26 protein-coding genes are annotated in these 23,198 nt (G+C 74.9%); 11 read left to right on the forward strand and 15 right to left on the reverse strand.

The window, feature by feature from the left end:
• The first annotated feature begins 63 nt into the window (after window positions 1–63).
• Window positions 64–2,160 carry a S9 family peptidase gene (locus ACVMYR_RS02735; protein WP_457121035.1) on the forward strand — a complete coding sequence of 699 codons (2,097 nt, stop codon included), beginning with the start codon at window positions 64–66 and terminating at the stop codon, window positions 2,158–2,160.
• Between the two features lie 55 nt (window positions 2,161–2,215).
• On the opposite strand, the gene ACVMYR_RS02740 is transcribed toward ACVMYR_RS02735, so the two are convergent.
• From ACVMYR_RS02740 to ACVMYR_RS02760, 5 genes are all read right to left on the reverse strand, one after another.
• Window positions 2,216–3,163: a threonine ammonia-lyase gene (locus ACVMYR_RS02740; protein ID WP_431891479.1), complete on the reverse strand. Its 948-nt coding sequence runs from the start codon at window positions 3,161–3,163 to the stop codon at window positions 2,216–2,218.
• Between the two features lie 43 nt (window positions 3,164–3,206).
• On the reverse strand, window positions 3,207–4,742 hold the full coding sequence (locus tag ACVMYR_RS02745) for an FtsX-like permease family protein (RefSeq protein ID WP_457121036.1): 1,536 nt from the start codon (window positions 4,740–4,742) through the stop codon (window positions 3,207–3,209).
• Window positions 4,739–5,542: an ABC transporter ATP-binding protein gene (locus tag ACVMYR_RS02750; RefSeq protein ID WP_396788673.1), complete on the reverse strand. Its 804-nt coding sequence runs from the start codon at window positions 5,540–5,542 to the stop codon at window positions 4,739–4,741. Before ACVMYR_RS02750 ends, ACVMYR_RS02745 begins: the two co-directional genes overlap by 4 nt.
• Complete coding sequence (locus ACVMYR_RS02755) at window positions 5,539–6,075, reverse strand: PadR family transcriptional regulator (RefSeq protein ID WP_457121037.1); 537 nt, start codon at window positions 6,073–6,075, stop codon at window positions 5,539–5,541. Before ACVMYR_RS02755 ends, ACVMYR_RS02750 begins: the two co-directional genes overlap by 4 nt.
• 88 nt (window positions 6,076–6,163) lie before the next feature.
• Window positions 6,164–6,733, reverse strand: coding sequence for a TIGR03086 family metal-binding protein (locus ACVMYR_RS02760; RefSeq protein ID WP_396788672.1), 570 nt, complete (start codon window positions 6,731–6,733; stop codon window positions 6,164–6,166).
• 32 nt (window positions 6,734–6,765) lie between these two features.
• Between ACVMYR_RS02760 and ACVMYR_RS02765 the strand changes: the two genes are divergently transcribed.
• Window positions 6,766–7,716 (forward strand): DUF6597 domain-containing transcriptional factor, encoded by a 951-nt coding sequence (locus ACVMYR_RS02765; RefSeq protein WP_457121038.1) that lies wholly within the window; start codon window positions 6,766–6,768, stop codon window positions 7,714–7,716.
• A 31-nt stretch (window positions 7,717–7,747) separates the two neighbouring features.
• On the opposite strand, the gene ACVMYR_RS02770 is transcribed toward ACVMYR_RS02765, so the two are convergent.
• Together ACVMYR_RS02770 and ACVMYR_RS02775 are read right to left on the reverse strand one after the other, a co-directional pair.
• Window positions 7,748–7,939 carry a DUF397 domain-containing protein gene (locus ACVMYR_RS02770; RefSeq protein ID WP_457121039.1) on the reverse strand — a complete coding sequence of 64 codons (192 nt, stop codon included), beginning with the start codon at window positions 7,937–7,939 and terminating at the stop codon, window positions 7,748–7,750.
• Window positions 7,930–8,739, reverse strand: coding sequence for a helix-turn-helix domain-containing protein (locus tag ACVMYR_RS02775; protein ID WP_091279686.1), 810 nt, complete (start codon window positions 8,737–8,739; stop codon window positions 7,930–7,932). The genes ACVMYR_RS02770 and ACVMYR_RS02775 overlap by 10 nt, the downstream gene beginning before the upstream one ends.
• A gap of 223 nt (window positions 8,740–8,962) precedes the next feature.
• Between ACVMYR_RS02775 and ACVMYR_RS02780 the strand changes: the two genes are divergently transcribed.
• Window positions 8,963–9,271, forward strand: a complete 309-nt coding sequence (locus tag ACVMYR_RS02780) for a hypothetical protein (RefSeq protein ID WP_096761551.1) — start codon at window positions 8,963–8,965, stop codon at window positions 9,269–9,271.
• Between the two features lie 45 nt (window positions 9,272–9,316).
• Here ACVMYR_RS02780 and ACVMYR_RS02785 read toward each other — a convergent pair whose 3' ends face one another.
• From ACVMYR_RS02785 to ACVMYR_RS02810, 6 genes are read right to left on the reverse strand one after another with little or no spacing between them, the layout of a single operon-like run.
• Window positions 9,317–10,858: a SpoIIE family protein phosphatase gene (locus tag ACVMYR_RS02785; RefSeq protein ID WP_457121040.1), complete on the reverse strand. Its 1,542-nt coding sequence runs from the start codon at window positions 10,856–10,858 to the stop codon at window positions 9,317–9,319.
• Between the two features lie 2 nt (window positions 10,859–10,860).
• Window positions 10,861–12,186 carry a sensor histidine kinase gene (locus tag ACVMYR_RS02790; protein ID WP_396788966.1) on the reverse strand — a complete coding sequence of 442 codons (1,326 nt, stop codon included), beginning with the start codon at window positions 12,184–12,186 and terminating at the stop codon, window positions 10,861–10,863.
• A gap of 32 nt (window positions 12,187–12,218) precedes the next feature.
• The gene (locus tag ACVMYR_RS02795) at window positions 12,219–13,235 is read right to left on the reverse strand and encodes a SpoIIE family protein phosphatase (RefSeq protein WP_396788668.1); all 1,017 of its coding nucleotides are present in this window, start codon (window positions 13,233–13,235) and stop codon (window positions 12,219–12,221) included.
• Window positions 13,232–13,651: an ATP-binding protein gene (locus ACVMYR_RS02800; RefSeq protein ID WP_077935594.1), complete on the reverse strand. Its 420-nt coding sequence runs from the start codon at window positions 13,649–13,651 to the stop codon at window positions 13,232–13,234. Before ACVMYR_RS02800 ends, ACVMYR_RS02795 begins: the two co-directional genes overlap by 4 nt.
• A complete protein-coding gene (locus ACVMYR_RS02805; RefSeq protein ID WP_077935593.1) occupies window positions 13,648–14,061 on the reverse strand; it encodes an STAS domain-containing protein in 414 nt (137 codons plus the stop codon). Before ACVMYR_RS02805 ends, ACVMYR_RS02800 begins: the two co-directional genes overlap by 4 nt.
• On the reverse strand, window positions 14,061–14,921 hold the full coding sequence (locus tag ACVMYR_RS02810) for an STAS domain-containing protein (protein ID WP_077935592.1): 861 nt from the start codon (window positions 14,919–14,921) through the stop codon (window positions 14,061–14,063). Before ACVMYR_RS02810 ends, ACVMYR_RS02805 begins: the two co-directional genes overlap by 1 nt.
• A gap of 164 nt (window positions 14,922–15,085) precedes the next feature.
• Between ACVMYR_RS02810 and ACVMYR_RS02815 the strand changes: the two genes are divergently transcribed.
• Window positions 15,086–15,442, forward strand: coding sequence for an STAS domain-containing protein (locus ACVMYR_RS02815; protein ID WP_043961290.1), 357 nt, complete (start codon window positions 15,086–15,088; stop codon window positions 15,440–15,442).
• Between the two features lie 9 nt (window positions 15,443–15,451).
• Here ACVMYR_RS02815 and ACVMYR_RS02820 read toward each other — a convergent pair whose 3' ends face one another.
• Window positions 15,452–16,606 carry an MFS transporter gene (locus tag ACVMYR_RS02820; protein WP_457121285.1) on the reverse strand — a complete coding sequence of 385 codons (1,155 nt, stop codon included), beginning with the start codon at window positions 16,604–16,606 and terminating at the stop codon, window positions 15,452–15,454.
• Between the two features lie 362 nt (window positions 16,607–16,968).
• On the opposite strand from ACVMYR_RS02820, the gene ACVMYR_RS02825 reads away from it, so the two are divergent.
• From ACVMYR_RS02825 to ACVMYR_RS02840, 4 genes are all read left to right on the forward strand, one after another.
• On the forward strand, window positions 16,969–17,592 hold the full coding sequence (locus ACVMYR_RS02825; protein WP_457121286.1) for a FadR/GntR family transcriptional regulator: 624 nt from the start codon (window positions 16,969–16,971) through the stop codon (window positions 17,590–17,592).
• Window positions 17,593–17,632: 40 nt separating this feature from the next.
• Window positions 17,633–18,106 (forward strand): large conductance mechanosensitive channel protein MscL, encoded by a 474-nt coding sequence (gene mscL / locus ACVMYR_RS02830; RefSeq protein WP_457121041.1) that lies wholly within the window; start codon window positions 17,633–17,635, stop codon window positions 18,104–18,106.
• A gap of 81 nt (window positions 18,107–18,187) precedes the next feature.
• The gene (locus ACVMYR_RS02835) at window positions 18,188–18,448 is read left to right on the forward strand and encodes a hypothetical protein (protein ID WP_077935589.1); all 261 of its coding nucleotides are present in this window, start codon (window positions 18,188–18,190) and stop codon (window positions 18,446–18,448) included.
• A 191-nt stretch (window positions 18,449–18,639) separates the two neighbouring features.
• On the forward strand, window positions 18,640–19,026 hold the full coding sequence (locus ACVMYR_RS02840) for a hypothetical protein (RefSeq protein WP_077935588.1): 387 nt from the start codon (window positions 18,640–18,642) through the stop codon (window positions 19,024–19,026).
• A 159-nt stretch (window positions 19,027–19,185) separates the two neighbouring features.
• On the opposite strand, the gene ACVMYR_RS02845 is transcribed toward ACVMYR_RS02840, so the two are convergent.
• Window positions 19,186–20,451: a benzoate/H(+) symporter BenE family transporter gene (locus tag ACVMYR_RS02845; RefSeq protein WP_457121042.1), complete on the reverse strand. Its 1,266-nt coding sequence runs from the start codon at window positions 20,449–20,451 to the stop codon at window positions 19,186–19,188.
• A 55-nt stretch (window positions 20,452–20,506) separates the two neighbouring features.
• On the opposite strand from ACVMYR_RS02845, the gene ACVMYR_RS02850 reads away from it, so the two are divergent.
• The 3 genes from ACVMYR_RS02850 (at window position 20,507) to ACVMYR_RS02860 (ending at window position 23,135) form a co-directional block, all read left to right on the forward strand.
• Entirely contained in the window at window positions 20,507–21,091 is a 585-nt protein-coding gene (locus ACVMYR_RS02850) for a helix-turn-helix domain-containing protein (protein ID WP_457121043.1), read from the forward strand.
• 134 nt (window positions 21,092–21,225) lie between these two features.
• Window positions 21,226–21,948 carry a PP2C family protein-serine/threonine phosphatase gene (locus ACVMYR_RS02855; RefSeq protein ID WP_043961285.1) on the forward strand — a complete coding sequence of 241 codons (723 nt, stop codon included), beginning with the start codon at window positions 21,226–21,228 and terminating at the stop codon, window positions 21,946–21,948.
• Window positions 21,945–23,135: an enhanced intracellular survival protein Eis gene (locus tag ACVMYR_RS02860; protein WP_396788663.1), complete on the forward strand. Its 1,191-nt coding sequence runs from the start codon at window positions 21,945–21,947 to the stop codon at window positions 23,133–23,135. The genes ACVMYR_RS02855 and ACVMYR_RS02860 overlap by 4 nt, the downstream gene beginning before the upstream one ends.
• Window positions 23,136–23,198: the final 63 nt, after the last annotated feature.

The following is a 23,198-nucleotide window of genomic DNA, read 5'->3' on the forward strand; positions in this document are numbered from 1 at the left end:
GGCACCGGGCGTCGATCTCGCCGGGCGGGTGCCGGGGTCCCGACGGACGGTAACCTGACCGGCGTGACCACCGAGACTCCCGTGCCCGTCGCCAAGCGGGTCCCCAGCGAGCGCACCCACCACGGCGACACCGTCGTCGACGAGTACGCCTGGCTGGCCGCCAAGGACGACCCGGAGACGATCGCCCACCTGACGGCGGAGAACGCGCACACCGAGGCGCGCACCGCGCACCTGGCGGAGCTGCGGGCCACCCTGTTCGAGGAGACGCGCCGGCGCACCCAGGAGACCGACCTGTCGGTGCCGGCCCGCAAGGGCGACCACTGGTACTACACGCGCACGGTCGAGGGCCAGCAGTACGGCGTGCAGTGCCGCCGCGCGGTCCGCGACGGCGAGACCGACCCGCCGGTCAGCGTGGACGGCGCCCCGCTCGACGGCGAGGATGTGCTGCTCGACGGCAACCTGCTCGCCGAGGGGCACGACTTCTTCTCCCTCGGCGCGTTCGACGTGAGCCCCGACGGGCGCTGGCTGGCCTACTCGACGGACTTCAGCGGCGACGAGCGGTTCACGCTGCGGGTCAAGGACCTGACCACCGGCGAGGTGCTGGCCGACGAGGTGCCCGGCACGTTCTACGGCACGGCCTGGTCCGCCGACGCCTCGGTGCTGTTCTACGTCACCGTCGACGACGCCTGGCGGCCCCACCGGGTGTGGCGGCACCGGATCGGCACCCCGTCCACCGAGGACGTGGTGGTCCACCAGGAGGACGACGAGCGGTTCTGGGTCGGCGTCGAGCTGACCCGGTCGGAGAAGTTCGTCCTGATCGACATCCACAGCAAGATCACCAGTGAGGTGCTGGTCATCCCCGCCGGCAACCCCACCGGCGAGCCGGCGTCCGTCGCGCCCCGGCGGCAGGGCGTGGAATACAGCGTCGAGCACCACGGGCACCGCTTCCTGATCCTGCACAACGACGACGCCGAGGACTTCGCGCTCGCGTACACCTCGGCGGACGCGCCCGGCGACTGGGTTCCGCTGATCGCGCACACCCCCGGGACCCGGCTGGAGTCGGTCGACGCGTTCGCCGACCACCTGGTCGTGTCGCTGCGCACCAACGGCCTGACCGGGCTGCGGGTGCTGCCGGTCGGCGGCGGCGACGGTCACGACATCGACTTCCCCGAGCCGCTCTACAGCGTCGGGCTGGACAGCAACCCGGAATACCGCACCCGGCAGGTCCGGTTGCGCTACGCCTCGCTGGTCGCCCCCGAGTCGGTGTACGACTACGACCTGGTCACCCGGGAGCTGACCCTGCGCCGCCGCAAGCCGGTCCTGCCCGGCCCGGACGGGCGCGAGTACGACCCGGCCGACTACGAGCAGCACCGGGACTGGGCGCTCGCCGACGACGGCACGCGCGTGCCGATCTCGCTGGTCTGCCGGGCCGGCACCCCCCGCGACGGCTCGGCCGGCTGCGTCATCTACGGCTACGGCTCGTACGAGGCGAGCATGGACCCGTGGTTCTCCGTCGCCCGGCTCTCCCTGCTGGACCGGGGCGTGGTCTTCGCCGTCGCGCACGTGCGGGGCGGCGGCGAGCTGGGCCGGCGCTGGTACGACCAGGGCAAGATGCTGGCCAAGAAGAACACGTTCACCGACTTCGTGGCCTGCGCCCGGCACCTGGTCAAGTCGGGCTGGACGTCGGCCGACCGGCTGGTGGCCCGGGGCGCATCGGCCGGCGGCCTGCTGATGGGCGCGGTGGCCAACCTCGCGCCGGACGCGTTCGCGGGCGTCGTCGCGCAGGTGCCCTTCGTGGACCCGCTCACCTCGATCCTCGACCCGTCGCTGCCGCTGACCGTCACCGAGTGGGAGGAGTGGGGCAACCCCCTCGACGACCCCGAGGTCTACGCGTACATGAAGTCGTACGCGCCGTACGAGAACGTGGCGGCGGTGGACTACCCGGCGATCCTGGCGGTGACCAGCCTCAACGACACCCGGGTGCTCTACCACGAGCCGGCCAAGTGGATCGCCCGGCTGCGGGCGGTCGCCCCGCAGGGCGACTACCTGCTCAAGACGGAGATGGGCGCCGGGCACGGCGGCCCCAGCGGCCGGTACGACTCGTGGCGCGAGGAGGCGTTCGTCAACGCCTGGATCCTCGACCGCCTGGGCGTCGCGTAAGGAAGGGCCCCCTGTTAACGCATACGGTCGAGAAGGGCACCCTTCTCACCACTGGTCACGCGGTGGTGAGAAGGGCGGCCAGCACCTGCGGGTCGGCGTTGCCGCCGGTCACCACCGCGGCCGTACGCCCCGGCGGCAGCTCGCCCGCGCGGAACAGCCGGGCGGCCGTGGCCACCGCGCCGCTGGGCTCGACGACCAGTCGGGCCTCACGGATCAGGCGACCGGCGGCGGCCCGGATCTCCTCCTCGGTCACCGTGACGATGCCGTCGAGGCGGTCCCGCAGGTGGGCCAGCGTCAGCTCCGACAGGTTGGTGCGCAGCCCGTCCGCGCAGGTGCGGTAGGTCAGCTCCACGTCCCAGGTGACCACCCGCCCGGCGGCGAGCGAGTCCCGCGCGTCGGCGGCGAGCAGCGGCTCGACACCGTACACGGCGGTCGACGGGCGCAGCGCCTTCACCGCCGTGGCGACCCCGGAGGCGAGGCCGCCGCCGCCAACGGGCACCAGCACCACGTCGACGTCGGGCAGGTCGGCGACGATCTCGGCCCCGACGGTGCCCTGGCCGGCGATGATCCGCCGGTCGTCGAACGGCGGCACCAGGGTCGCCCCCGTCTCGGCGACGATCCGCTGGGCCTCCGCCAGCCGCCGGGCCGGCGGGACGAGCAGCACCTCCGCCCCGAACGCCCGCATCCGGGCGACCTTCACCTCCGGCGCGCCCTCGGGCACCACCACCGTGCATGGCACGCCGGCGGCCCGCGCCGCGTACGCGAGGGCCTGGCCGTGGTTGCCGGACGAGTGGGTGACCACCCCCCGGGCCCGCGCGTCGGGGTCGAGCCGGGCGACCGCGTGGGTGGCCCCGCGCAGCTTGAACGACCCGACCGGCTGCAGGCTCTCCGGCTTCAGCCACAGCCCGTCGTCCCACGGCGCGGCCAGCAGCGGCGTGCGCAGGACGGTCGGCGCGATGTCGGCGGCGGCGGCCCGGATGTCGTCGAGCGTCACAAGGTCCACGGGGGCCATCCTGCCGCTCTGCGTCGGGCCGCCGCCACTTTGTTCAGGTCGCCCGCAGCTCCTCGACGGTGGTGCTGGCCCGCAGGAAGAGCAGCCCGACCGCGACCGTGAGGGCCACCGCGGCGACCGCGCCGGCCCCGACCAGGGCCAGCTCCTCCAGGGGTACGCCGGGCATGGCGAACCGCTCGGGGGCCTCGATGAGGCGCAGGTACGGGCCCCGGGCAGCCGGGTCGGCGCAGATCGCGGCCGCTGCCTCGCAGACGTAGCCGCTGCCTCCGGTGCGTATCGGACCCGAGAAGAGGCGGCCGAGCAGCAGCCCCACCGTCAGGGCGAGCAGCACCGCCGGCACCGCCGGGGCGAGCGCCTGCCAGGCGACCGAGCGGCCCAGCACGCCCCGGGGGACGCCCTGGGCGACCAGCGCCGCGTACGCCCGGCGGCGGGCCACGATCCCCTCCACCAGCGCGACCAGCAGCCCACCGGCGGCGATCGTGACGGCCGCCGCCACAGCAAGGTCCACCAGCCCGATCGTGTCCAGGTAGAACGTGTCCCCCGCCGAGGTCACGTCGCCGAACGTCCGCGCCTCGGCCAGCTCGGCGGCGTACCGGGCCTGGAAGTGGGCCCGGAAGGCTGCCGCGCCCCCGCCGAACAGCACGGCGGCCAGCAACGCGGCGAAGGTGCGGCTGCCGGCCCACGGGTCGGCGGCGAGCCGGCGGGCGGCCAGCAACGCGGCCGGCCCCTGGGCGAGGCGGTGCAGCAGCCGGCCGGCGGCGTACGAGAACCAGCCCGCCGCGAGTACCGTTCCGACCAGGGCGGCGAGCCCTCCGACGGCGACCAGGATCGGCAGGTACGGCAGCGGCGCCTGCACCTCGTGGCGCTCCAGCCAGTGCAGCAGCGGAAAGTAGCCGGCGATCGACCCGACGCCGGCCGGGACGAGCAGCGCGAACCAGGGGCGGGGCGGGCGGTCCCGCCGGGCGCGGCGCACCACGCCGAACGGCGTGGTGACGACCCGGCGCAGCAGCAGCGCGGTGGCCGCCGCCGCGACGGCGGGCAGCCCGAGCACCGTCGCCGCCAGCGCGACGGGCGACGGCAGCACGTCCGTGGGCAACGCGAGCCGGCCGTCCGCGCCGGGCCGGTCGAGCAGCTCGTGGGCGATCAGGAAGACGACCAGGCCACCGACGGCGCCGAGCAGACTGGCCACCCCGGTCTCCAGCGCCGCGAGCCGGGTCACCTGGCCGGGGGTCGCGCCGGCCAGCCGGAAGGCGGCCAACCGGCGGTCGCGGGCCGGCGCGCCGAGGCGGGCGCACTGCCCGGCCAGCGCCAGCACCGGCAGGGCGAGCAGCAGCAACGCGAAGGCCGTGCCGCCGCGCAGGCCCGGCTCGCGCAGCAGCGCCGTGGCGTACTGGAGGGACCAGCGGACCTCGTTGTCGTCGGTGGCCGGCGGCGTCGGGATGGCCAGCACGGTCAGCGCGGCCAGCCCGGCGAGGGCGGCCAGGGCGGCGCTGAGCGCGGTCAGCACCACCCGGACGGCGTCGGTGCGGGTGCCGGCGAGGGCCAGCCGGCCCAGGGTGCCGGGCCTCACCGCGCCCCACCCGCCGGCCGTTCGCCCGCCGGTGCCCCGCCCGCCGGTGCCGCGTTCGCCAGTGCTTCGCCCGCCGGTGCCCCGGTGGCGCGCAGCCCCAGGCCGGACCCGGCCGCCGCCGGCAGGTCCAGCCCCAGGCCGGCCCCGTCGACCGCGCCGTCGCGGAGGACCACCTCCCGGTCGGCGTACCCGGCGATGCGCGGCTCGTGGGTGACCAGCACGACCGACGTACGCTGCTCCCGGGCCAGCCGGACGAGCTGGGTGAGCACCTGCTCGCCGGCCAGCGTGTCGAGCGCGCCGGTCGGCTCGTCGGCGAAGATCACCCGGGGTTCGGTGACCAGCGCCCGCGCCAGCGCGCAGCGCTGCTGCTGCCCGCCGGACAGCTCGCCCGGCCGGGCGTCGGCCAGGTCCGCCACGCCCAGCCGGGCCAGCCAGGCCGTCGCCACCGTCCGCCCTGCTCGCCGCCCCGTGCCGGCGAGCAGGAGCGGGAGGGCGACGTTCTCCGCCACGGTCAGCTCGGGCACGAGCTGGCCGAACTGGAGCAGCACCCCGAACTCGGTGCGCCGCAGCTTCGACCGGGCCGCCTCGGACCAGGTGTCGATCCGCTCGCCCCGCCAGAAGACCTGACCGGCGTCCGGGCGCAGGATGCCGGCCAGGCAGTGCAGCAGGGTGGACTTGCCGCAGCCGCTCGGGCCGGTCACCGCGACGATCTCCCCCTCGGCGACGTCGAGGGTGATCCCGCGCAGCGCGGGTGTCGGCCCGTACGCCTTCACCACGCCGCGAGCCTGAAGTTCCGTCACGAGTGCACCTCCCGGTGCCAGTCGGCGACCCGCTCCAGGGTGGTGTGCAGCCACCTCAGGTCGGCGTCGAGGTGGGCGATGGCGTAGTCGGCCGCGACGACGTCGTCGAGGCTGGCCGAGGGGTCCGTCTTGACTGCGGTCAGCTCGCGCAGCCGGTCGGTGTGCGCCCGGCGCTGCGCGACGAGGTACGACCGGACGTGGCCGGTGTCGGCGACCAGCAGTGCCACCACCACCTTGGCGAAGAGCATGCTGGCCACGTACGGCATGGGCGGCTCGACCTCGGCGAGCCAGGCGGCCAGGGCGTCGCGCCCGGCGTGGGTGAGCGTGTAGGCGGTGCGGTCCGGGCCGGCGTCGCGGTCCTGGCCGGCGGGGGCGACGAGCCCGTCCCGCTCAAGCCGGCCGAGCGTGGCGTAGACCTGCCCGAACGCCAGCGGACGCGCCCGGGGCAGCCGCCGATCGTGGGCGCGTTTCAGCTCGTAGCCGTGCTTGTCGCCCTCGGCCAGCAGGCCGAGCAGCACGTGCGGAGTGGACACAGGACCAACTATTCACTGAGCGAATAGCAGAGTCAAGCCAGCCCCCGGGCGCGCCCGCGCACCCCCGGGCAAGCGGATGGGGTCGGCGTCAGTTGGGGGACCAGTTGGGGTTTCGGCCCATTCGGGCGACGGCGCGCTCCAGGTCGGTGGCGTTCGGCGGGGCGGTGACCGGGGCACCGAAGGCACCCTGCTGCTGGCCCATCTCGCCCATCCGGTCCATGAACCCGTTCAGCGTGGCGATCACGGCCGGCGCGGCGTCGTACGGCTGGCCGGTGGCCCGCGCCAGGTCCCACGCGTGCACGGTCAGGTCGATCAGCGCCATGTCGCCGACGGTCTCCTGCGGCAGGCCCATCCCGGGCGACACGCCCTCCAGCGCGGCCGGGTCGGCCCACGCCGCCACCAGCCGCTCCGTCTCGGCGGCGAACCGGTCCCGCCAGCCGTCGGCGAGCAGGTCGGTCTTGTCCGCCCAGTCCGCCGGCTGCCGGGCGGCCAGCGCCTGGAAGTTGACCACCACCTGGAAGAGATGCCCGAGCAGGTCCCGCACGGTGTAGTCCGCGCATGGGGTCGGCAGGTCGAACTGGTCGTCGGAGATAGCCCGGACCACCGCCACGGCACGCGGCGCGGCATCCGCCAGCAGGTCACTAGTCTTCGTGGTCATAGGGGCAGCGTAGGCAGCCCGGGAGGACAAGCTTGAAGAAATGCGACACCGGCCCGCGCGCCGACAACCGGGGCATCCTCGACCCGGCGCGGCTGCGGCGCGAGGTCCGCTTCCGTCGCCTGCCGCCGGCCCCCGCCCTGCTCCCGTACGTCGAGCACTACTGGCTGGTCGACTGGGACCTCGACGCGCCGTTCGAGCAGCGGGTGCTCCCGCACCCGGCGATCAACCTGGTCTTCCGCCGCGACCCTGCGGGCAGCGTTGTTTCCGAGTCCGCCGAGGTGGCCGGCGTCGGGCGGGACCTGTTCCGGATCATTCTCGCCGGCACCGGCCGGGTCAGCGGCGTGCAGTTCCGCCCCGGCGGGTTCCGCCCGTTCTGGCCGCGCCCGGTCGCCGAGCTGACCGGCGAGCGCCGCCCGCTGCCCGCCGGGCTCGTCGCGGGCCGGCACCCCTGCGACGGTACGGACGACGAGCGCGCCGCCGCCCTCGACGCCCTCCTGCTCGCCTGGCACCCCCGCCCCGCCGCGCTGACGGCGACCCCGTCGACGGCTGACGCCCCGGCGACCGGCCTGCCGGTGGCCGGCCCGCCGACGACCGGCTCACCAGCGACCGGCCTGCCGGCGGTCGAGCCGCTCTCGGCGGAGGCAATGGCGCTGGCCGGGGAAATCCGCGCCGACCGCAGCGTGCTGCGGGTCGACGACCTGGCCCGCCGGCACGGCACCACCACCCGACGCCTGCAACGGCTGTTCCTCGACCACGTCGGCGTCAGCCCGAAGTGGGTGATCCGGCGCTATCGCATCCAGGAGGCGATCGAGCACGCCGCCAGCGGCGGGCCGGTGGACTGGGCGGCCGTCGCCGCCGACCTCGGGTACGCCGACCAGGCCCACCTGATCCGCGAGTTCGCCGCCGCGACGGGCTTCACCCCGGCCGCGTACGCCCGGTCGCTCAACCGACCGGCGGGAGCCTCGCTCAGCCGGCCGGGGTGAAGCGGATCAGCCAGCGGGGGGGTGCAGCGGGTCAGTCGGCCGGGGCGAGCCGGGTGAGGAAGGCCCCCCACGCCGCCGGGTCGAACGCCAGCACCGGGCCGGTGCGGTCCTTCGAGTCGCGCACGACCACCACGCCGGGCAGGTTGCCCGCCACCTCGACGCAGTTGCCGCCCGTGCTGTTGCTGCGGCTGCTGGTGCGCCACCGCGCAGCGCTCAGGTCCATGGTCCCGCCTCCGTGATCTCCGCGATCAGCTCGATCGACCGCTGGTGGGGCAGCGCCTCGCCCCGGATCGACTCCCACACGTCGATCGCCTGACGCACGTCGGCCGGGCGATCGACGACGTGCCCGCCGAGCTGAGTCTCCACATAGACCATATCCTCGCCGACCGGCGGCGTGGCGATGACGAACGAGCCGTCCAGCCCGGCATACGCCCCCACCGCGAACGGCACCACGTGCAGCCGCACCCGGGGCGTCCCCTCGCCGACCTTGACCAGGTGGCGCAACTGCTCCCGCTGCACCTCCGGGCCGCCGACCGGCCGGCGCAGCGCCGACTCGTCGATCACCAGGGTCAGCGTGGGCGGCCGGTCCCGGGTCAGGATCTCCTGCCGGTCGAGCCGGATGCCGACCTGCCGCTCGACCTCCTCCGCCGAGAGCAGCCTGGGTCCGGAGAGCACCGCGCGGGCGTACCCCTCGGTCTGGAGCAGGCCCGGGACGTAGAGCGGCTCGTAGCCGCGCAGCGCGGTCGCCTCCTGCTCGATCCCCGCCCACTCGCGGAAGTAGGGCACCACGGTCTCCCGGCTGATCCGGCGCTGGATGCGGACGAACCGGCCGCCCCCGCCGAGCACCGCGTCGCACCGCCTGGCCAGGTCGGCGCTGGGCCGGCGGTCACCGGTCTCGATCTTGGCGATCAGCGCCGCCGAATAGCTCACCGCCTCGGCCAACGCCGCCTGGGAGAGCCCGGCCGTCGACCTGGCGAGGCGCAACTCCTCGGCGAAGTGGTCGAGCATCGACGATCGCTCCACGGACAGCCTCCGTACACCCATGGGACCTGCGGGATCGCGGCCCGGACGCCCGGACGGTCCGGGCCGCGACCATTCACACAGTAACCGCAGCATCAGCAGAATGTGACCCCAGCGGGTCCGTTCGGGTGTCTTCCCCCGAGATTCCCCGGCCCGGGCGGGACCGCGCGGGGGCGTGCCGGGCACGGCGGCACGCCCCCGCACCAGTCGAGAAGGGACAGCCACAGTGGACGAACGACCCCGGGACCCGGCCCGCGAACACGCGACGCAGGCTCGCGAACGCCCGCCGGCCCGGGAGCATCTGCCGGCCCGGCCGATCTGGCTCTGCCGGGTCTGCGGCGGGCCGTGGCCCTGCTCGCCGGCCCGCCGCCGGCTCCTGCACGAGTACGCCGACGCGCCCGTCACGCTCGCCGTCCACCTCGCCGGGCTGATGCTGGAGGCGGGCGAGCAGCTCAACCAGGCATACCCGTACACCGCGCCGTCGCCCGAGACGCTGCACCGCCGCTTCCTCGGCTGGCTGCGCGACGGGTGTTAGGAAGGGGCCCCTGTACAACAGAAAGCGTTAACAAGGTGCCCTTCCTTACATACGGCGGACCGCCACCACCGCCACGTCGTCCTGGATCTCCGTGGGGGCCAGCTCGACCACCAGCCGCTGGCAGAAGCCGTCCAGGTCGTCGTCGACCGTCTCGGCGCAGCGGGCCAGGGCGGCCAGCCCCTCGTCGATGGTGGCGTCCCGCCGCTCGATCAGCCCGTCGGTGTAGAGCACCAGCGTCGACCCGGCCGGCAGCACGAACTCCAGGTCGGCGGGGCGGTCCACGCGCACGCCGAGCAGCGGCGCGGAGTGCTGGACGTACTCCACCTTGCCGGCGCGGCTGATCAGCGCCGGCAGGTGGCCGGCGCTGGCCAGCCGGACGTGGCCGGTGCCGGGGTGCAGCAGCAGCACGCAGATGGTGGCCAGCTCGCCGGGGAGCAGCGTGCGCATCAGCTCGTCGACCCGGGTCAGGATCACGCCGGGCGGGTGCCCCTCGACCGCGTACGCCCGCACCGCGTGCCGCAGCTCAGCCATCACCGTCGCCGCGTGCAGCGAGTGGCCGGCCACGTCGCCGATGGCCACCAGCAGCTCGTCGCCGAGCATCACCAGCTCGTAGAAGTCCCCGCCGACCTCGGTCTGCGCGCTGGCCGGCTCGTAGCGGACGGCGAGGTCCAGCCCGGCCACCTCGGGCAGCCGGCGCGGCAGCAGGCTGCGTTGCAGGGTCACCGCGATCCGGTGCTCCTCGTCGAGGGTCCGCTGCGCCTCCACGGCCGCCGCGAGGGCCTGGGCGAGCTGGCGCACCACCGGGGCGTCCGGGAGCAGGGCCCGGGGCGGCACCGCCACGTAGATGGGGGACCGGTCGGCGCGCAGCCGGGCGATCGCGACGACCAGCTCCGGTTCGCCGCCCCAGTCGTGCACCGCCCACTCGGCCGGGTCCACCTGTTCCCGCAGGATCGCCCCGATCGGCACGTCCTCGGTCGGCATGGGCCAGGGGCGCACCTCGGGCTCCGCGCCGGGGCCGGCGGTGGCGGCGGCGAGCGTGGTGCCGTCCATCGTCTCGGCCAGCACGACGACGGGGGTGGCGAGCATCTCCGCCGCGCCTTTCGCCGCGGCGACCATCAGCCGGGGAAAGCTCGGCGCGGAGTTGACCGCGAGGGTCGTCTCGGCGAGCCGGCTCAGCCGGTCGGCGAGCAGCTCGGCGCGCTGCCGGGCCCGGTAGTAGCGCAGCACCGCGTGGGTGGTGGCGACCAGCTCGTCCGGCTCGATGGGCTCGGCCAGGTAGGCGTCCGCGCCCCGGGTCAGGCCCTGCGCCCGGTCGTTGACGTCGACGGCGTGCGCCGACACGTGGATCACCGGCATCGCCGGATGGGCCTTCTTGATCCGTTCGCAGACCTCGAACCCGGTCAGGTCGGGCAGCCGGACGTCGAGCACCACCAGGTCGATCGGGTCCACCCCGACCCGCGCCAGGGCCTCGCCGCCGCTCTCCGCCTCCAGCGTCGCGAAGCCGGCCCGGCTCAGCCAGCTCACCAGCAGGTAGCGCTTGGTGCGGCTGTCGTCGACGACCAGCACGGTCCCCTGACCACCGTCCACCGTCACGCTCCGCGCACGGGCAGGACGACGGTGAAGGTGCTCCCCCGCCCCGGCTCGCTGGTCAGCTCCAGGGCCCCGCCGAGCAGGTGTGTCACCCGCCGGGCGTACGGCAGGCCGAGGCCGGTGCCGCCGATGCGGGTGCTCCCCGGCACCTGGTAGAACTCCTCGAAGATCCGCTCGTGCAGCTCCGGGGCGATGCCCGCCCCGGTGTCGGAGACGGACAGCCGCCACCGCCCGTCGCGGACCTCGGCGCGCAGCCGGACCTCGCCCCGCTCGGTGAACTTGAGCCCGTTGTGCAGCAGGTTGCGCAGCACCTGGGCGAGCAGCACCTCGTCGGAGCGGACCGTGCCGGGCGGCGGCGGGTCCTCCACCACCAGCTCGACGCCCGGCCTGGTGGACAGGGCCCGCAGGGTGCCGCGCAGCTGGCCGAAGATGGCCCGCAGGTCGACCTCGGTCCAGGTCGGCTCCAGCCGCCCGGACTCCGCCTTGGCAAGGTCGAGCAGGTCGTTGACCAGGCCGAGCAGGTCGGTGGCGGAGTCCCGGATCAGCCCCACCTGGCGGGCCTGCTCGGCGGTGATCGGGTCGGACGCCGAGTCGGCCAGCAGCCGGCTCAGCCCGATGATCGCGGTCACCGGGGCGCGCAGCTCGTGGCTGACGTTGGCCAGGAACCGGCTCTTGGACTCGCTGGCGGTGCGCAGCTGAGCCGACTTCTCGTCCAGCTCGGCGTAGAGGGCCACCACCCCCCGGTTGGTCTCCTCCAGCTCCTCGGTGAGCTGGTTGTAGAGCGCCATCACGCCCCGGTTGGTCTCCTGGAGCTCCTCGTTGAGCACGGCCAGCTCGTCGCGCTGACTGCGCACCTCGTCCAGGGCGGCGATGAGCTGCTCGTTCTGGAGGGCCAACTCGTCGAGGGCGCTGGCCGGAGCGGAGCTGCCGAGCTCGGCGCGCAGCTCGGCGAGGCGCTCCGGGGTCAGCGCCTGCGCGTTGGCCGGGACACGTCGGGACATCCTCACGACCGTATCGCCCTCCCGGCCCACCACGCCCAGCATGTCCACGAGGCGTGCCACCGCACCGGACTGCGGCTCGTACCGGCCGTCGGGCAGCGGACGCACCGGGGCCAGGTCCACCCGCAGGTGGACCGGGCCCTGCACCTCGACCACGGCGGCGAAGGTGACGTCGGCCCCGCCGCAGATCCGCAGCAGGTCCCGGGCCACCTCGCTGAGCGCGGTGGCGAGGCGGACCTGGTCCTGGTGTTCCAGCCCGACCGCCTCGGCGACCTCCCGGCCCCGCTGCCGGATGAGGAAGATGTCGTGCTCGACCCGCAGCGCCATCTGGAGCAGCAACGGGCCGCCGGCCGGGCCCGTCACCAGGGCGCCCTCGCGGCGAGTACGCACGCGTCGTCCCGCCGCACCCCTGCGTCGCGCAGCACGGTCGCGGCCAGCACCAGCGGGGCGCGCCCGGCCAGGCCGGGATAGTCGTCGAGCTGCCAGCGGTCCGCCACCCCGTCACTGTGCATCACCAGCGACGCCCCGGCGGGGAAGGCGTACTCGTACTCGCGGACGACGGGTCGCTGGTGGCCGGCGATGCCGGGCAGGGAGACGAGCCCGCGCCGCCGCTCGCCCTCGGCGAGCACGGCCGCCGCGATGTTGCCCAGCCCGGCGTACCGCAGTAGGTGGGCCTGCCCGTCCAGCTCGGCGACGGCCAGCGCGGCCCCCCGGGTGTGCGTCATCGCGCGGTGCAGGTGCTGCACCACGGCGGCCGGCGCGGCGGCCGGCGCGGACCGGAACGCGGCGAGTGCCGCGTCGGTCGCGGACGCGGCCAGGGGCCCGTGCCCGAGCCCGTCGCAGACCAGCACCTGGTGCCGGCCTTCGGCGACGCGGACGGCGTACCCGTCGCCGCTGACCGCCTCGCCGGTCAGCGGCCGGGTCAGCGCCCCGGCCCAGGACTGCGCCGGGGCGGGGCCCTTCGGCCAGATCTGCACGGCGAGCACGGTGCCCCGGCCGGGGAGGGAGTAGCCGTCGAACCAGTCCGCCTGGCGCATGATGGCGCCGAGGCCGATGCCGAGCGTGCCGGCGGTGGAGTGGCCGTCGCGGGAGGAGACCGTGAGGTCGGCCATGCCGGGCCCGGAGTCGATGGCGACGAGTTCCACGCCCGCCCGGTCGCCGGCGCGCACGGGGCGCAGCAGCAGCACCCCGTCGTCGGCGTGCTTGACCAGGTTGCTGGTCAGCTCGGCGGCGACGATGGCCAGGTCGGCGGTGCGGGCGTCGCCGATGCCGAGCTGCCCGCCCAGCCGCTCGGCGGCCCGCCGGACCGAGCTGGCCGCGCTGCCGCTCTCGACCCGGAACCACAGGCCGTGGTCGGACACGGCGTCGTAGGTCATCGGGACCACTTGGTGACCGTGATCCGGGTGCCCCGCCCCGGGCCGGTGTCGATGTCGAACTCGTCGACGAGGCGGCGGGCGCCGCTGAGGCCGAGCCCGAGGCCGCCGCCGGTGGTGTAGCCGTCGGTGAGGGCCAGGTCCAGGTCGGCGATGCCGGGGCCCTCGTCGGCGAAGACGATCCGCACCCCGCGCCGCCGGCCGTTGTCCACGGTGGACACCTCTGCGGTGCCGCCCCCGCCGTAGACCAGGGTGTTGCGGGCCAGCTCGCTGGCGGCGGTGACCAGCTTCGTCTGGTCGACCAGGGAGAGCCGGACGGCCACCGCCACCGTACGCACCAACTGGCGGACCCGCACCACGTCCTCGTCGCTGCGGATCGCCTGGGCCTGCGGGTCGCCCAGGTCGACGCCCGCGGTCACCTCGTGTCCGTGGACTGGTCGCCGGGCTCGTCGAGGTCGTCGTAGCCGTAGTCGTCGTCGCGGGTCGCCGCGATCAGCTCCATGCCCCGTTCCACGTTGAGGGCGGTGCGGATGCCGTTGAGCGACAGTCCCAGCTCGACCAGGGTGATGGCGACGGCGGGACGCATCCCGACCACCACCGTCTCGGCGTCGAGCACCTTGGAGATGGAGGCGATGGTGGAGAGCATCCGGCCGACGAACGAGTCGACGATGTCCAGCGCCGTGATGTCGATGATCACGCCGTGGCAGCCGGTGGCGACGATCCGCTCGGCCAGGTCCTCCTGGAGCTGCACCGCCGTCTGGTCGGACATGTCGACCTGGATCGAGACGAGCAGGATGTCGCCGATCTTCAGGACCGGCACGCGCTCCATCAGGACTCCCGGCGCGGCTGGCGGCGCGCCGTCTCCACGCCCGTCAGCCGCAGCACGTGTCGCAGCGCGTCGGCGAGGCTGGCCTTGGTGGCGATGTCGCCGAACTCGATGCCGAGAGCGACGATGGTCTGGGCGATCTGCGGCCGGATGCCGGAGATGATGCAGTCGGCGCCCATCAGCCGGGCGGCCACCACGGTCTTGAGGATGTGCTGGGCGACCTGGGTGTCGACCGCCGGCACGCCGGTGATGTCGATGATCGCGTACGGCGAGCCGGTGTCGACGAGGGTCTGCAGCAGTCGCTCCATCACCACCTGGGCGCGGGCGGAGTCGAGCGTGCCGACCAGCGGGACGGCGACCACGCCCTCCCAGATCTTGACGACCGGGGTGGAGAGTTCGAGCAGTTGCTCGGCCTGGTCGGCGATCAGGCTCTCCCGGGTGCGCACGAAGCTCTCGAAGGTGAACAGCCCCATCTGGTCGACCAGGGAGGAGAAGGCCACGTAGTCGCGCAGCGCCGTGGTGGTGGCGTCGGCCTCCAGCAGCTCCAGCAGGACGTCCTTGAGGGCGTACACGCTGATCGCCGTCTCGGTGGCGGTGAAGCCCTGCCGGGCCCGGCCCCGGGACAGCTCGGCCAGCACGGCGCGCAGTTCGCCGGCCGACTCGGACTCCAGGTCGAACCCGCCGCCGCGGGCGGCCTCGATGACGGCCCGGTGCAGCTCCTGCACCTGGCGACGCAGCTCCGCCTGGCTGAGCCGGCCGCGCAGCGAGGCGCCCACCAGCTCCGTCCAGCGCTGGATGGTCCGTTCGGCGTGCTCGTCGAGCAGACCGGCCAGCCGACCGCTTTCCTCCGCGCTCAACGCCACGGGTTCCTCCCTCTGAGCTGGGTCGGCCGGACTCTACCACCGGGTAGTACGAAACTACTTGTCCCACGGCAACGACATGACGACCGGCACCCTGGCGCTCCCGGCTCTGCGCCGAACCGCCCTCGTGGGATACGGTTCCACCGATACCAGCAGGAGGTCGGCGAATGTCCTTGACGGTGCAGACGGAACAGCGCGGCGACGTGGTCGTCGTGTCGGTCGCGGGCGAGCTGGACATGGCGACGGCTCCGCAGCTCCAGGACCAGATCACGGACCTGCTGGACAAGGGCCGCAGCCGCCTCGTGTTCGACCTGGCGGAGGTCTCGTTCTGCGACTCGACCGGGCTGTCGGTGTTCGTACGCGCCAAGAACAGCTGCGACGAGGCCGGCGGCGTGGTCCGGCTGGCCGCCCCGCAGCGCGGGGTGCTGCGCATCCTGGAGGTCAGCGGGCTCGTCGAGGTGCTGCACACCTACCCGACGGTGGAGCAGGCCGTCGCGGGCGACCCCACGCCGGCCTCCTCCTGATCGTCCCGCTCAGCGCTCGTCCTCGACGAACCGGGGGCGGGCGATGACCAGGCCCGCGCCCGTCTGCACGATGAGGGCGACGAGCAGGAACCCGATCGGCGCGGTCCACCCGCCGGTCGCCTCGTAGAGAACGCCGACCAGCAGCGGCCCGAGCGCCGCGATCACGTACCCGGTGCTCTGCGCGAACGCCGACAGCGCCACCGTCCCCTCCGCCGTGCGAGCGCGCAGCCCGATGGTGGTGAGGATCAGCGGGAACGCGCCCTGGCCGAGAGCGAGCAGGGCCACCCAGAGCAGCGCGCCGTCGTGCGGCGCGAGCGCCAGGCCCAGGTAGGACGCGGCCGAGAAGGCGGTCAGCCCGAACACCAGCGGCCGCAGCGTCCGCAGCCGGCCGGCGAGCGTCGGCATCAGCAGCGCCACCGGCACGCCGAGCGCGGTCACCCCGGCCAGCAGCAGCCCGGCCGTCTCCGGACGGAAGCCGGCGTCGCGGAAGAGCTGGGCCAGCCAGCCCATGATCGCGTACCCGCTCAGCGACTGCGCGCCGAAGTAGACCGCCATCGCCCAGCCGAGCCGCGTCCGCGCCGGCCGCACCCGGGCCGGGGCGGCGACGGCCACCGCGCCGGTGGCGGCCCGCCGCGCGGCGCGGGCCCGCAGCGCCAGCGGCACCCACGGGAGTACGGCCAGCGCGGCCAGCCCGGCCCAGACTCCGAGCCCGGCCCGCCAGGACCCGAAGGCGTGCGCCACCGGCACCGCCGACGCGGCGGCCACCGTCGTGCCCGTCGTCAACGCCATCGTGTACGCCCCGGTGACCAGGCCGGTGCGGTGCGGGAAGTGCTGCTTCACCAGCATCGGAAGCAGGATGTTCGCCACCGCGATGCCGGCCAGCGCGAGCGCGCTGGTGGCCACGAAGAACAGCGCGGAGTCGGTGACCACGCGCAGCACCTGCCCGACGGCGAGGGCCGTCATGGCGACCACGAGCACCCGGGCCGGGGCGTACCGCCGGACCAGCCAGGGGGTGAGCGCGCCGAGCCCGGCGAAGGCGATCGTCGGCAGGGTGGTGACGAGCCCGGCCATCGCCCCGGAGAGCCCGAGGCCGGTGCGGACCTCGCCGAGCAGCGCGCCGAGGCTGGTCACGGCGGCGCGCAGGTTGAGGGCGACCAGCAGCATCCCGACCAGGACCAGCAGCCCGCCGGTCACGGGCCGCCCGGTCTTCTCGGTCCCGGTCCTCTCGGCCCCGATCTTCTTGGCCTCGGTCTTCTCGACGAGGGTGGGAGCGGGGGCCGGGGCGCGCGCCACGTCGACGGTCGGGCGGGTTCGGGCGGTCCCGGTGGCGGGTTCCGCGACGGCGGTCGGTGGCGGGGTCATGGCCTTCAACCTACAATCATGGGATGAATCCTGGGCAGGTGATGTAACCAGTGCCACCGTCGGTTGATTCCGCGCCCCCGCCCGGGTCCACCCCCCGGCCCGACTCCGCACCCCCGCCCGGGTCCCCGCCCCCGCCGCCCCGGGGCCAGCGCGTCCGGCAGACGATCGAGCAGCTCCGGGCCCGCATCCTCGGCGGCGAGTGGCCGGTGGGTGGCCGCATCCCCACCGAGCCGCAGCTCGTCGCCGCCCTCGGCGTGGGGCGCAACACCGTCCGGGAGGCCGTCCGCGCCCTCGTGCACGCCGGGGTGCTGGAGTGCCGGCAGGGCTCCGGGACGTACGTGGTGTCGACCGACGAGCTGGCCCCCGTGGTGGCCCGCCGACTCACCGACGACCGGATGACCGAGGTCGTCGAGGTGCGCCGCGCCTTCGAGGTGGAGGCGGCGCGGCTGGCCGCGCTGCGGCGTACCCCGGAGGACCTGGCCGCCCTCGACGGCGCGCTCGCCGCCCGGGAGGCCGCCTGGCGCGCGGGCCGGGTCGACGAGTTCGTCGAGGCCGATGCGGCCCTGCACACGGCGGTGGTGAACGCCGCCCACAACGGCATGCTCGCCGAGCTGTACGCGTCGGTCGGCGCGGCGCTGCGCAGCACGATCAGCCAGGCGACGGGCGACGCCCTGGAGCCCGAGCGGTACGTCGACCACGCCCGGCTGGTGGACGCCATCCGCCTCGGCGACCCGGCCTTGGCGGCCCGGGAGGCTGGTGCTTTCCTGGAGCCCTCCCCGGGGGAATAGGTTGCCCGGGACACCGAACCGGACACCACGGGAGTAACGGATGCTCAAGGGCTTCAAAGACTTCATCATGCGCGGCAACGTCGTCGACCTCGCGGTCGGCGTCGTCATCGGCGCGGCGTTCACGGGCGTGGTCACCCAGTTGACCAAGTCGTTCCTGGAACCGCTGATCCGCGTCTTCGTGCTGCTGATCACCGGCAGCAAGGACGGGCTCGCCGGCACGGCCCCGAAGTTCCGGGGCATCGCCTTCGACTGGGTCGCCTTCGTCAACGCGGCGATCACCTTCCTGCTCACCGCGGCGGCGCTCTACTTCCTGGTCGTCTACCCGATGAACAGGCTGGCCGAGCGGCGCAAGCGCGGCGAGGAGCCGCCGCCGGCCGCCCCCAGCGAGGAGGTCAAGCTGCTCACCGAGATCCGGGACGCGCTGGTGGCCGCCGGCCACACCACCCCGGGCCAGCAGCGGGGCGCCCTGGACGACGTGCTCGGCCGCAACCCGGAGCCCCCGGCCGCGCGCTGACGCACACCGACGCACACCGGCCCTCACGGGATTCCCGTGGGGGCCGAGTCTTGTCGTACACATGTTCGATAGAGTCCGGCCATGGAGCAGCGGAAGCACTGGTGGAACGGCAAGTGGGGGCGGCTCGCGCGGCGGGACGTCTTCCTCCGGGTGGACGGCGACCGGTGGCACGTCGAGCAGCGCGCCGGGGGCGCGGAGGGCGTCTCCCAGTTCTACGAGTACCCGAACGCGGAGGAGGCCGAGGAGACCGTCCGCGCGCTGCTCGCCGGGGCGGACGGGTGGCGGGAGCTGTCCCCCCGGCCGCCGGGCTCGTGGCTGCCGACCCCGGACATCCGCGCCTGACCGGGACGGTGTTCGAGGTTCGGCGCGGCGTTCGGTCGGGCCTGACCGGGCGGTGTTCGGGGTCGGCGCGGCATCTGATCGGGCCTGACCGGGACGGCGTTCGGCCGGCGCCGCGTTCAGCAGGCACGGCGTTCGGTCGGGCCTGACCGGCGCGGCGTTTAGTCGGGTGGCGGGGCGGGAACCGCCTCGGGATGGAGCAGCAGGGGACGGATCAGCAGGCGGCCATCTCCCGCGTCACCACCGGGATGCCCGTGGTCGACGTGACCGGCGCCGAGGTCGGCACCGTGGACCTCGTCCAGCGGGGCGACCCGAACGCGGTGACCGTGCAGGCGCCGACCGCCGCCCCGACCGCCGACCCGGGCGGCAGCCTCGACGAGTTGATCGAATCCGCGGCGGCCGAGGAGCCGGACGTCCCGGCCGACCTGGCCGCCCGCCTGCTGCGCACCGGCTACCTGAAGGTCTCCACCGACCAGGCCCCGACCGGCGCGGTCTACGTGCTAGCCGACCAGATCGCCGCCGTCGCCGACGGCCGGGTACGCCTCGACGTCCTCGCGACGAGCCTGCCCGCCGAGGAGTGACCCCGGCGGGCCTTGATCGACGCGGGCCTTGATCGAGGCGAGCCCCTTGGTCGACTCCGGCCTCTTCATCGACGCGGGGCCTCTTGATCGACTCCATGTCGGCGACATCGCGGTATCCCGGGGTGGGTTTCCCCGCCATGTCGGCGACATGAAGTCGATCTAGCGCCCCGCCCGCCCAGCCGACGCCCGCCCAGCCGACGCCGGCTCGACGGGCTCGACGGGCTCGACGGGCTCAGCCGGCTCGACGGGCGCAGCCGGCGCGGCGTGGTCGCTCTCGTGGCGGCGGCGCAGGAGGAGCAGCATCAGCCAGCCGGCGACCAGCCCCCAGAACGCGCCCCCGACGCCGAGCAGGCTCACCCCGGAGGCCGTGACGACGAGGGTCACCACGGCCGCCTCCCGGGTCGCCGGGTCGGCGACGGCCGCCGACACCGCGCCGGCCAGCGCAGCGAGCAGCGCGAGCCCCGCCACGGCCTCGATGAGCACCGGCGGGGAGAGCAGCACGAGGGCGGTGGCGACGCCCGCGCCGAGGCCGAGCAGGGCCAGCCCGACCCCCGCCGTGACCGAGGCGACCCAGCGGCGCTCCGGGTCCGGGTGGGCGTCGGGGCCAGCGGCCAGCGCGGCGGTGATCGCGGCGAGGTTGACCGCGTGCCCGCCGACCGGCGCGCCGATGGCGCTGGCCAGGCCGGTGACCCGCAGCGCGGAGCCGAGCGGGGGACGGTAGCCGTACCCGGTGAGCACCGCCATCCCGGGGACGTTCTGCGCGGCCATGGTGACCAGGAACAGCGGCAGCGCCAGCCCGATCACCGCCGGCACCGTCCACTCGGGCGCGGTGAGGACGAGCACCGGCCGCAGGCCGTGCGCGCCGACGCCGCCGGGCGTGGTCACCGCGATGGCGACCGCCGCCGCGACGAGCGCGGCGGGCACCGCCCAGCGGCGGGCGAACCGGTGCAGGACGAGCCAGGTGACGACCACCGGCGCGGCCAGCCTCGGCACCTCGACCAGGGCGCGGACGGGCGCGGTGCACAGCGGCAGCAGCACCCCGGCCAGCATCGCGGCGGCGATCGGGCCGGGGATCGCGGCCACCGCCCGGCCGAGCGCCGGGAACAGCCCGGCGGCGACGATCAGCGCCCCGCACACGATGAACGCGCCGACGGCGGCCGGCCAGCCGCCGGGGACCGGGCCGGTGGCCACCAGCAGCGCCGCCCCGGGGGTGGACCAGGCGATGGCCATCGGCAGCCGGTGCCGCAGCCCCAGCCACACCGCGCAGAGGCCGGACGCGACGCTGACGGCGAGCAGCCCGGAGGCGGCCTGCCGTTCGTCGGCGCCGACGGCGCGCAGCCCGGCGAGCACGACGGTGAACGAACTGGCGAAGCCGACGAGCGCGGTCACCACTCCGGCGAGCACGGGTTGCAGCAGGCCGGCCACGTCTCCCCCTTCGCCGTTCCGTTTACGGAACGCTGGCGTGTAGCACGATAGCGGGATGGAGTCGCCGACACCAACCCCGCAAGCGGCCCGGGAGCAGCCAGCCCGGGAGCAGGAAGCCACGGACGCCGGCACGGTCGGTGCCCGGGTGCGCGCCCTGCGCGAGGAGCGCGGGCTGTCACTGTCCACCCTGGCCCGGCTCGCCGGGGTGGGCAAGGCCACCCTCTCCGGCCTGGAGAACGGCACCCGCAACCCCACCCTGGAGACGCTCTACGCCGTGACCGCCCAGCTCGGGGTGCCGCTGACCGCGGCGCTCTCCGGGCCGGCGGCGACCCCCACGGTGCGCGGGGCGGCGGTGAGCGCGACCCTGCTGGAGGTGTTCACCGAGGCCGGGGCGACGTACGAGCTGTACCGGATGCGGGTCGCCCCCGGCGTCGGGCAGCTCTCCCCCGCGCACCAGCCCGGGGTCACCGAGCACGTCACCGTCTTCGCCGGGCAGCTCCGCGCCGGGCCGGTGGACGCCCCGCTGACCGCCGGGCCCGGCGGCCACCTGCGCTGGACGTCGGACGTGCCGCACGGCTACGCCGCGATCGGCGACGAGGATGTGTGGGCGAGCCTGCTGCTGCGCTACCCCCGCCGCTGACCGGTCGACCGTTCGGGCCGGTCGACCGTTCGGGCCGCCGGCCGGTCGGCCACCCGCGCCGACACAAGATTCTTTTCGGGCCGACCCCGGAGTGCGTAGAGACGCCGGGCGGGTCTTCTTGGCAAGCTTGTCGTATGACGCTGATCCTCCGCTCGGCCATCCTCAACGACGTCGGCCTCGTGCGGACCAACAACGAGGATTCCGCCCTCGCCGGTGACCGCCTCGTCGCCGTCGCTGACGGGATGGGTGGCCTGCCGGCTGGTGAGGTGGCGAGCGAGATCGTCATCCGCATCCTCGACGAGTTGGACCCGCCCACCACCACCGAGGGGGCCGCCGACGCGCTGCGGGCCGTGGTGAGCACCGCCAACCAGCGGATCCGGGCCGCCATCTCCGTCGACCCCGCACGCGAGGGCATGGGTACGACGCTGACGGCCGGCCTGCTCGCCGGGGACGTCCTGGTCCTCGCGCAGGTCGGGGACTCCCGCTGTTATCTGCTGCGGGACAACGAGCTGACCCAGCTCACCCGCGACGACACGTTCGTGCAGGCGCTCGTCGACCAGGGCGCGCTCTCCCCCGACCAGGCGCGGCACCACCCGCAGCGGTCGCTGGTGACCCGAGCCGTGCAGGGCGCCGACACGCCCCCGGCGGTCGGCACGCTCACCGTCTTCGCCGGCGACCGGCTGCTGCTGTGCAGCGACGGGCTCTCCGACTACGTGGACGACGCGGCGATCGCCGCCGCCCTCGCCATGTACGGCGACCGCCAGCAGTGCGGCGAGCAGCTCGTGAAGCTCGCCCACCAGGCCGGCGCGCCGGACAACGTCACCGTCGTCGTCTCCGACGTCACGGCGCTCTCATGACCATCCGGCGGTTGACCAACTCAGAGCGGCCGGCCACCTCCTTCCCGCTCCAGGCGTACGCCTTCGAGGCGTCCCCGATGCGGGCCGAGCGGGCCGAGGAGTTCCGCAGCTACCTGCCCTACCACGAGGCCACCCGCACCCTCGTCGCCGAGGAGGGCGGCGAGACGCTGGCCACCGCGTCGGCCATCCCGATGCGGCAGAACCTGCGCGGGGTGGTGCTGCCGATGGCCGGCGTCGCCGGGGTCGCCACCCACCCGCTGGCGCGGCGGCGCGGGCACGTCCGGGAACTGCTGCGCCAGCTCCTCGACGAGATGCGCGACGAGGGGCACCCGCTCACCGCGCTGTACCCTTTCCGCGCCTCGTTCTACGAGCGCTTCGGGTACGTCGGCCTACCCCGGGCGCGTACGGCCGTCTTCGCCCCGGCCGACCTGGCCGCGCTGCTGCGCGCGGACCTGCCCGGCGAGCTGGCCTGGGGCCGCAGCGGCGCCGGGTACGCCGACCACCGCGCCTTCACCGAGCGCTGCCTGGCCGAGCGGCACGGGTTCGCGATCTTCCCCGAGACCCGGGCGGTGCGGCAGCGCGACGACGACGACCGGTGGCAGCTCACCGCCCGCGTCGACGGCGAGACGGTCGGCGTGCTGACGTACCGGATCGACGACCACGGCGGCGAGCTGGCCGGCGACGACCTGCTGGTCGCCGACCCGTACGCCCGGGCCCTGATCCTGCAGTTCCTCGCCCGGCACGTCGACCAGGTGGAGCGGATCCGCCTGCGGATCGCGGCGGACGAGCTGCCCGAGCTGTGGCTGACCGACCTGGCCGTGCACGTCGAGGCGCAGGTCGCCCGGCCGGGTTCGTCCGCGCCGATGGCCCGGCTGCTCGCGCTCGACGCGCTGGCCGGTCTCCCGGCCGGGCCGGGCCGGGTCCGGGTGGAGCTGACCGGGGACCGGTGGCTCGCCGGCACCCACCTGCTCGACGGCGCGACCGGCCGCCTGGAGCTGTCCGGCGACGCCACCGGGTCCGTGCCGGCCGCGACGCTCACGGCGGCCGGGCTCTCCGCCCTGGCGTACGGGGTGCTGGACCCGGCGGAGGTCGACGTCCGGGGCCTGGGGCGGGTGCCGGCGGACGCCGCCGCCGAGCTGCGCCGCCTCTTCCCCCGCCGTTGGCCATACCTCTTCGCGGACTTCTGACCCCGAGACCCGCCCTGATCAGGCGCTATACGTTCCGGGAGGCCGCGCAGGGCGTCGCCAGGG

This window comes from Micromonospora sp. PTRAS2, assembly GCF_054052245.1.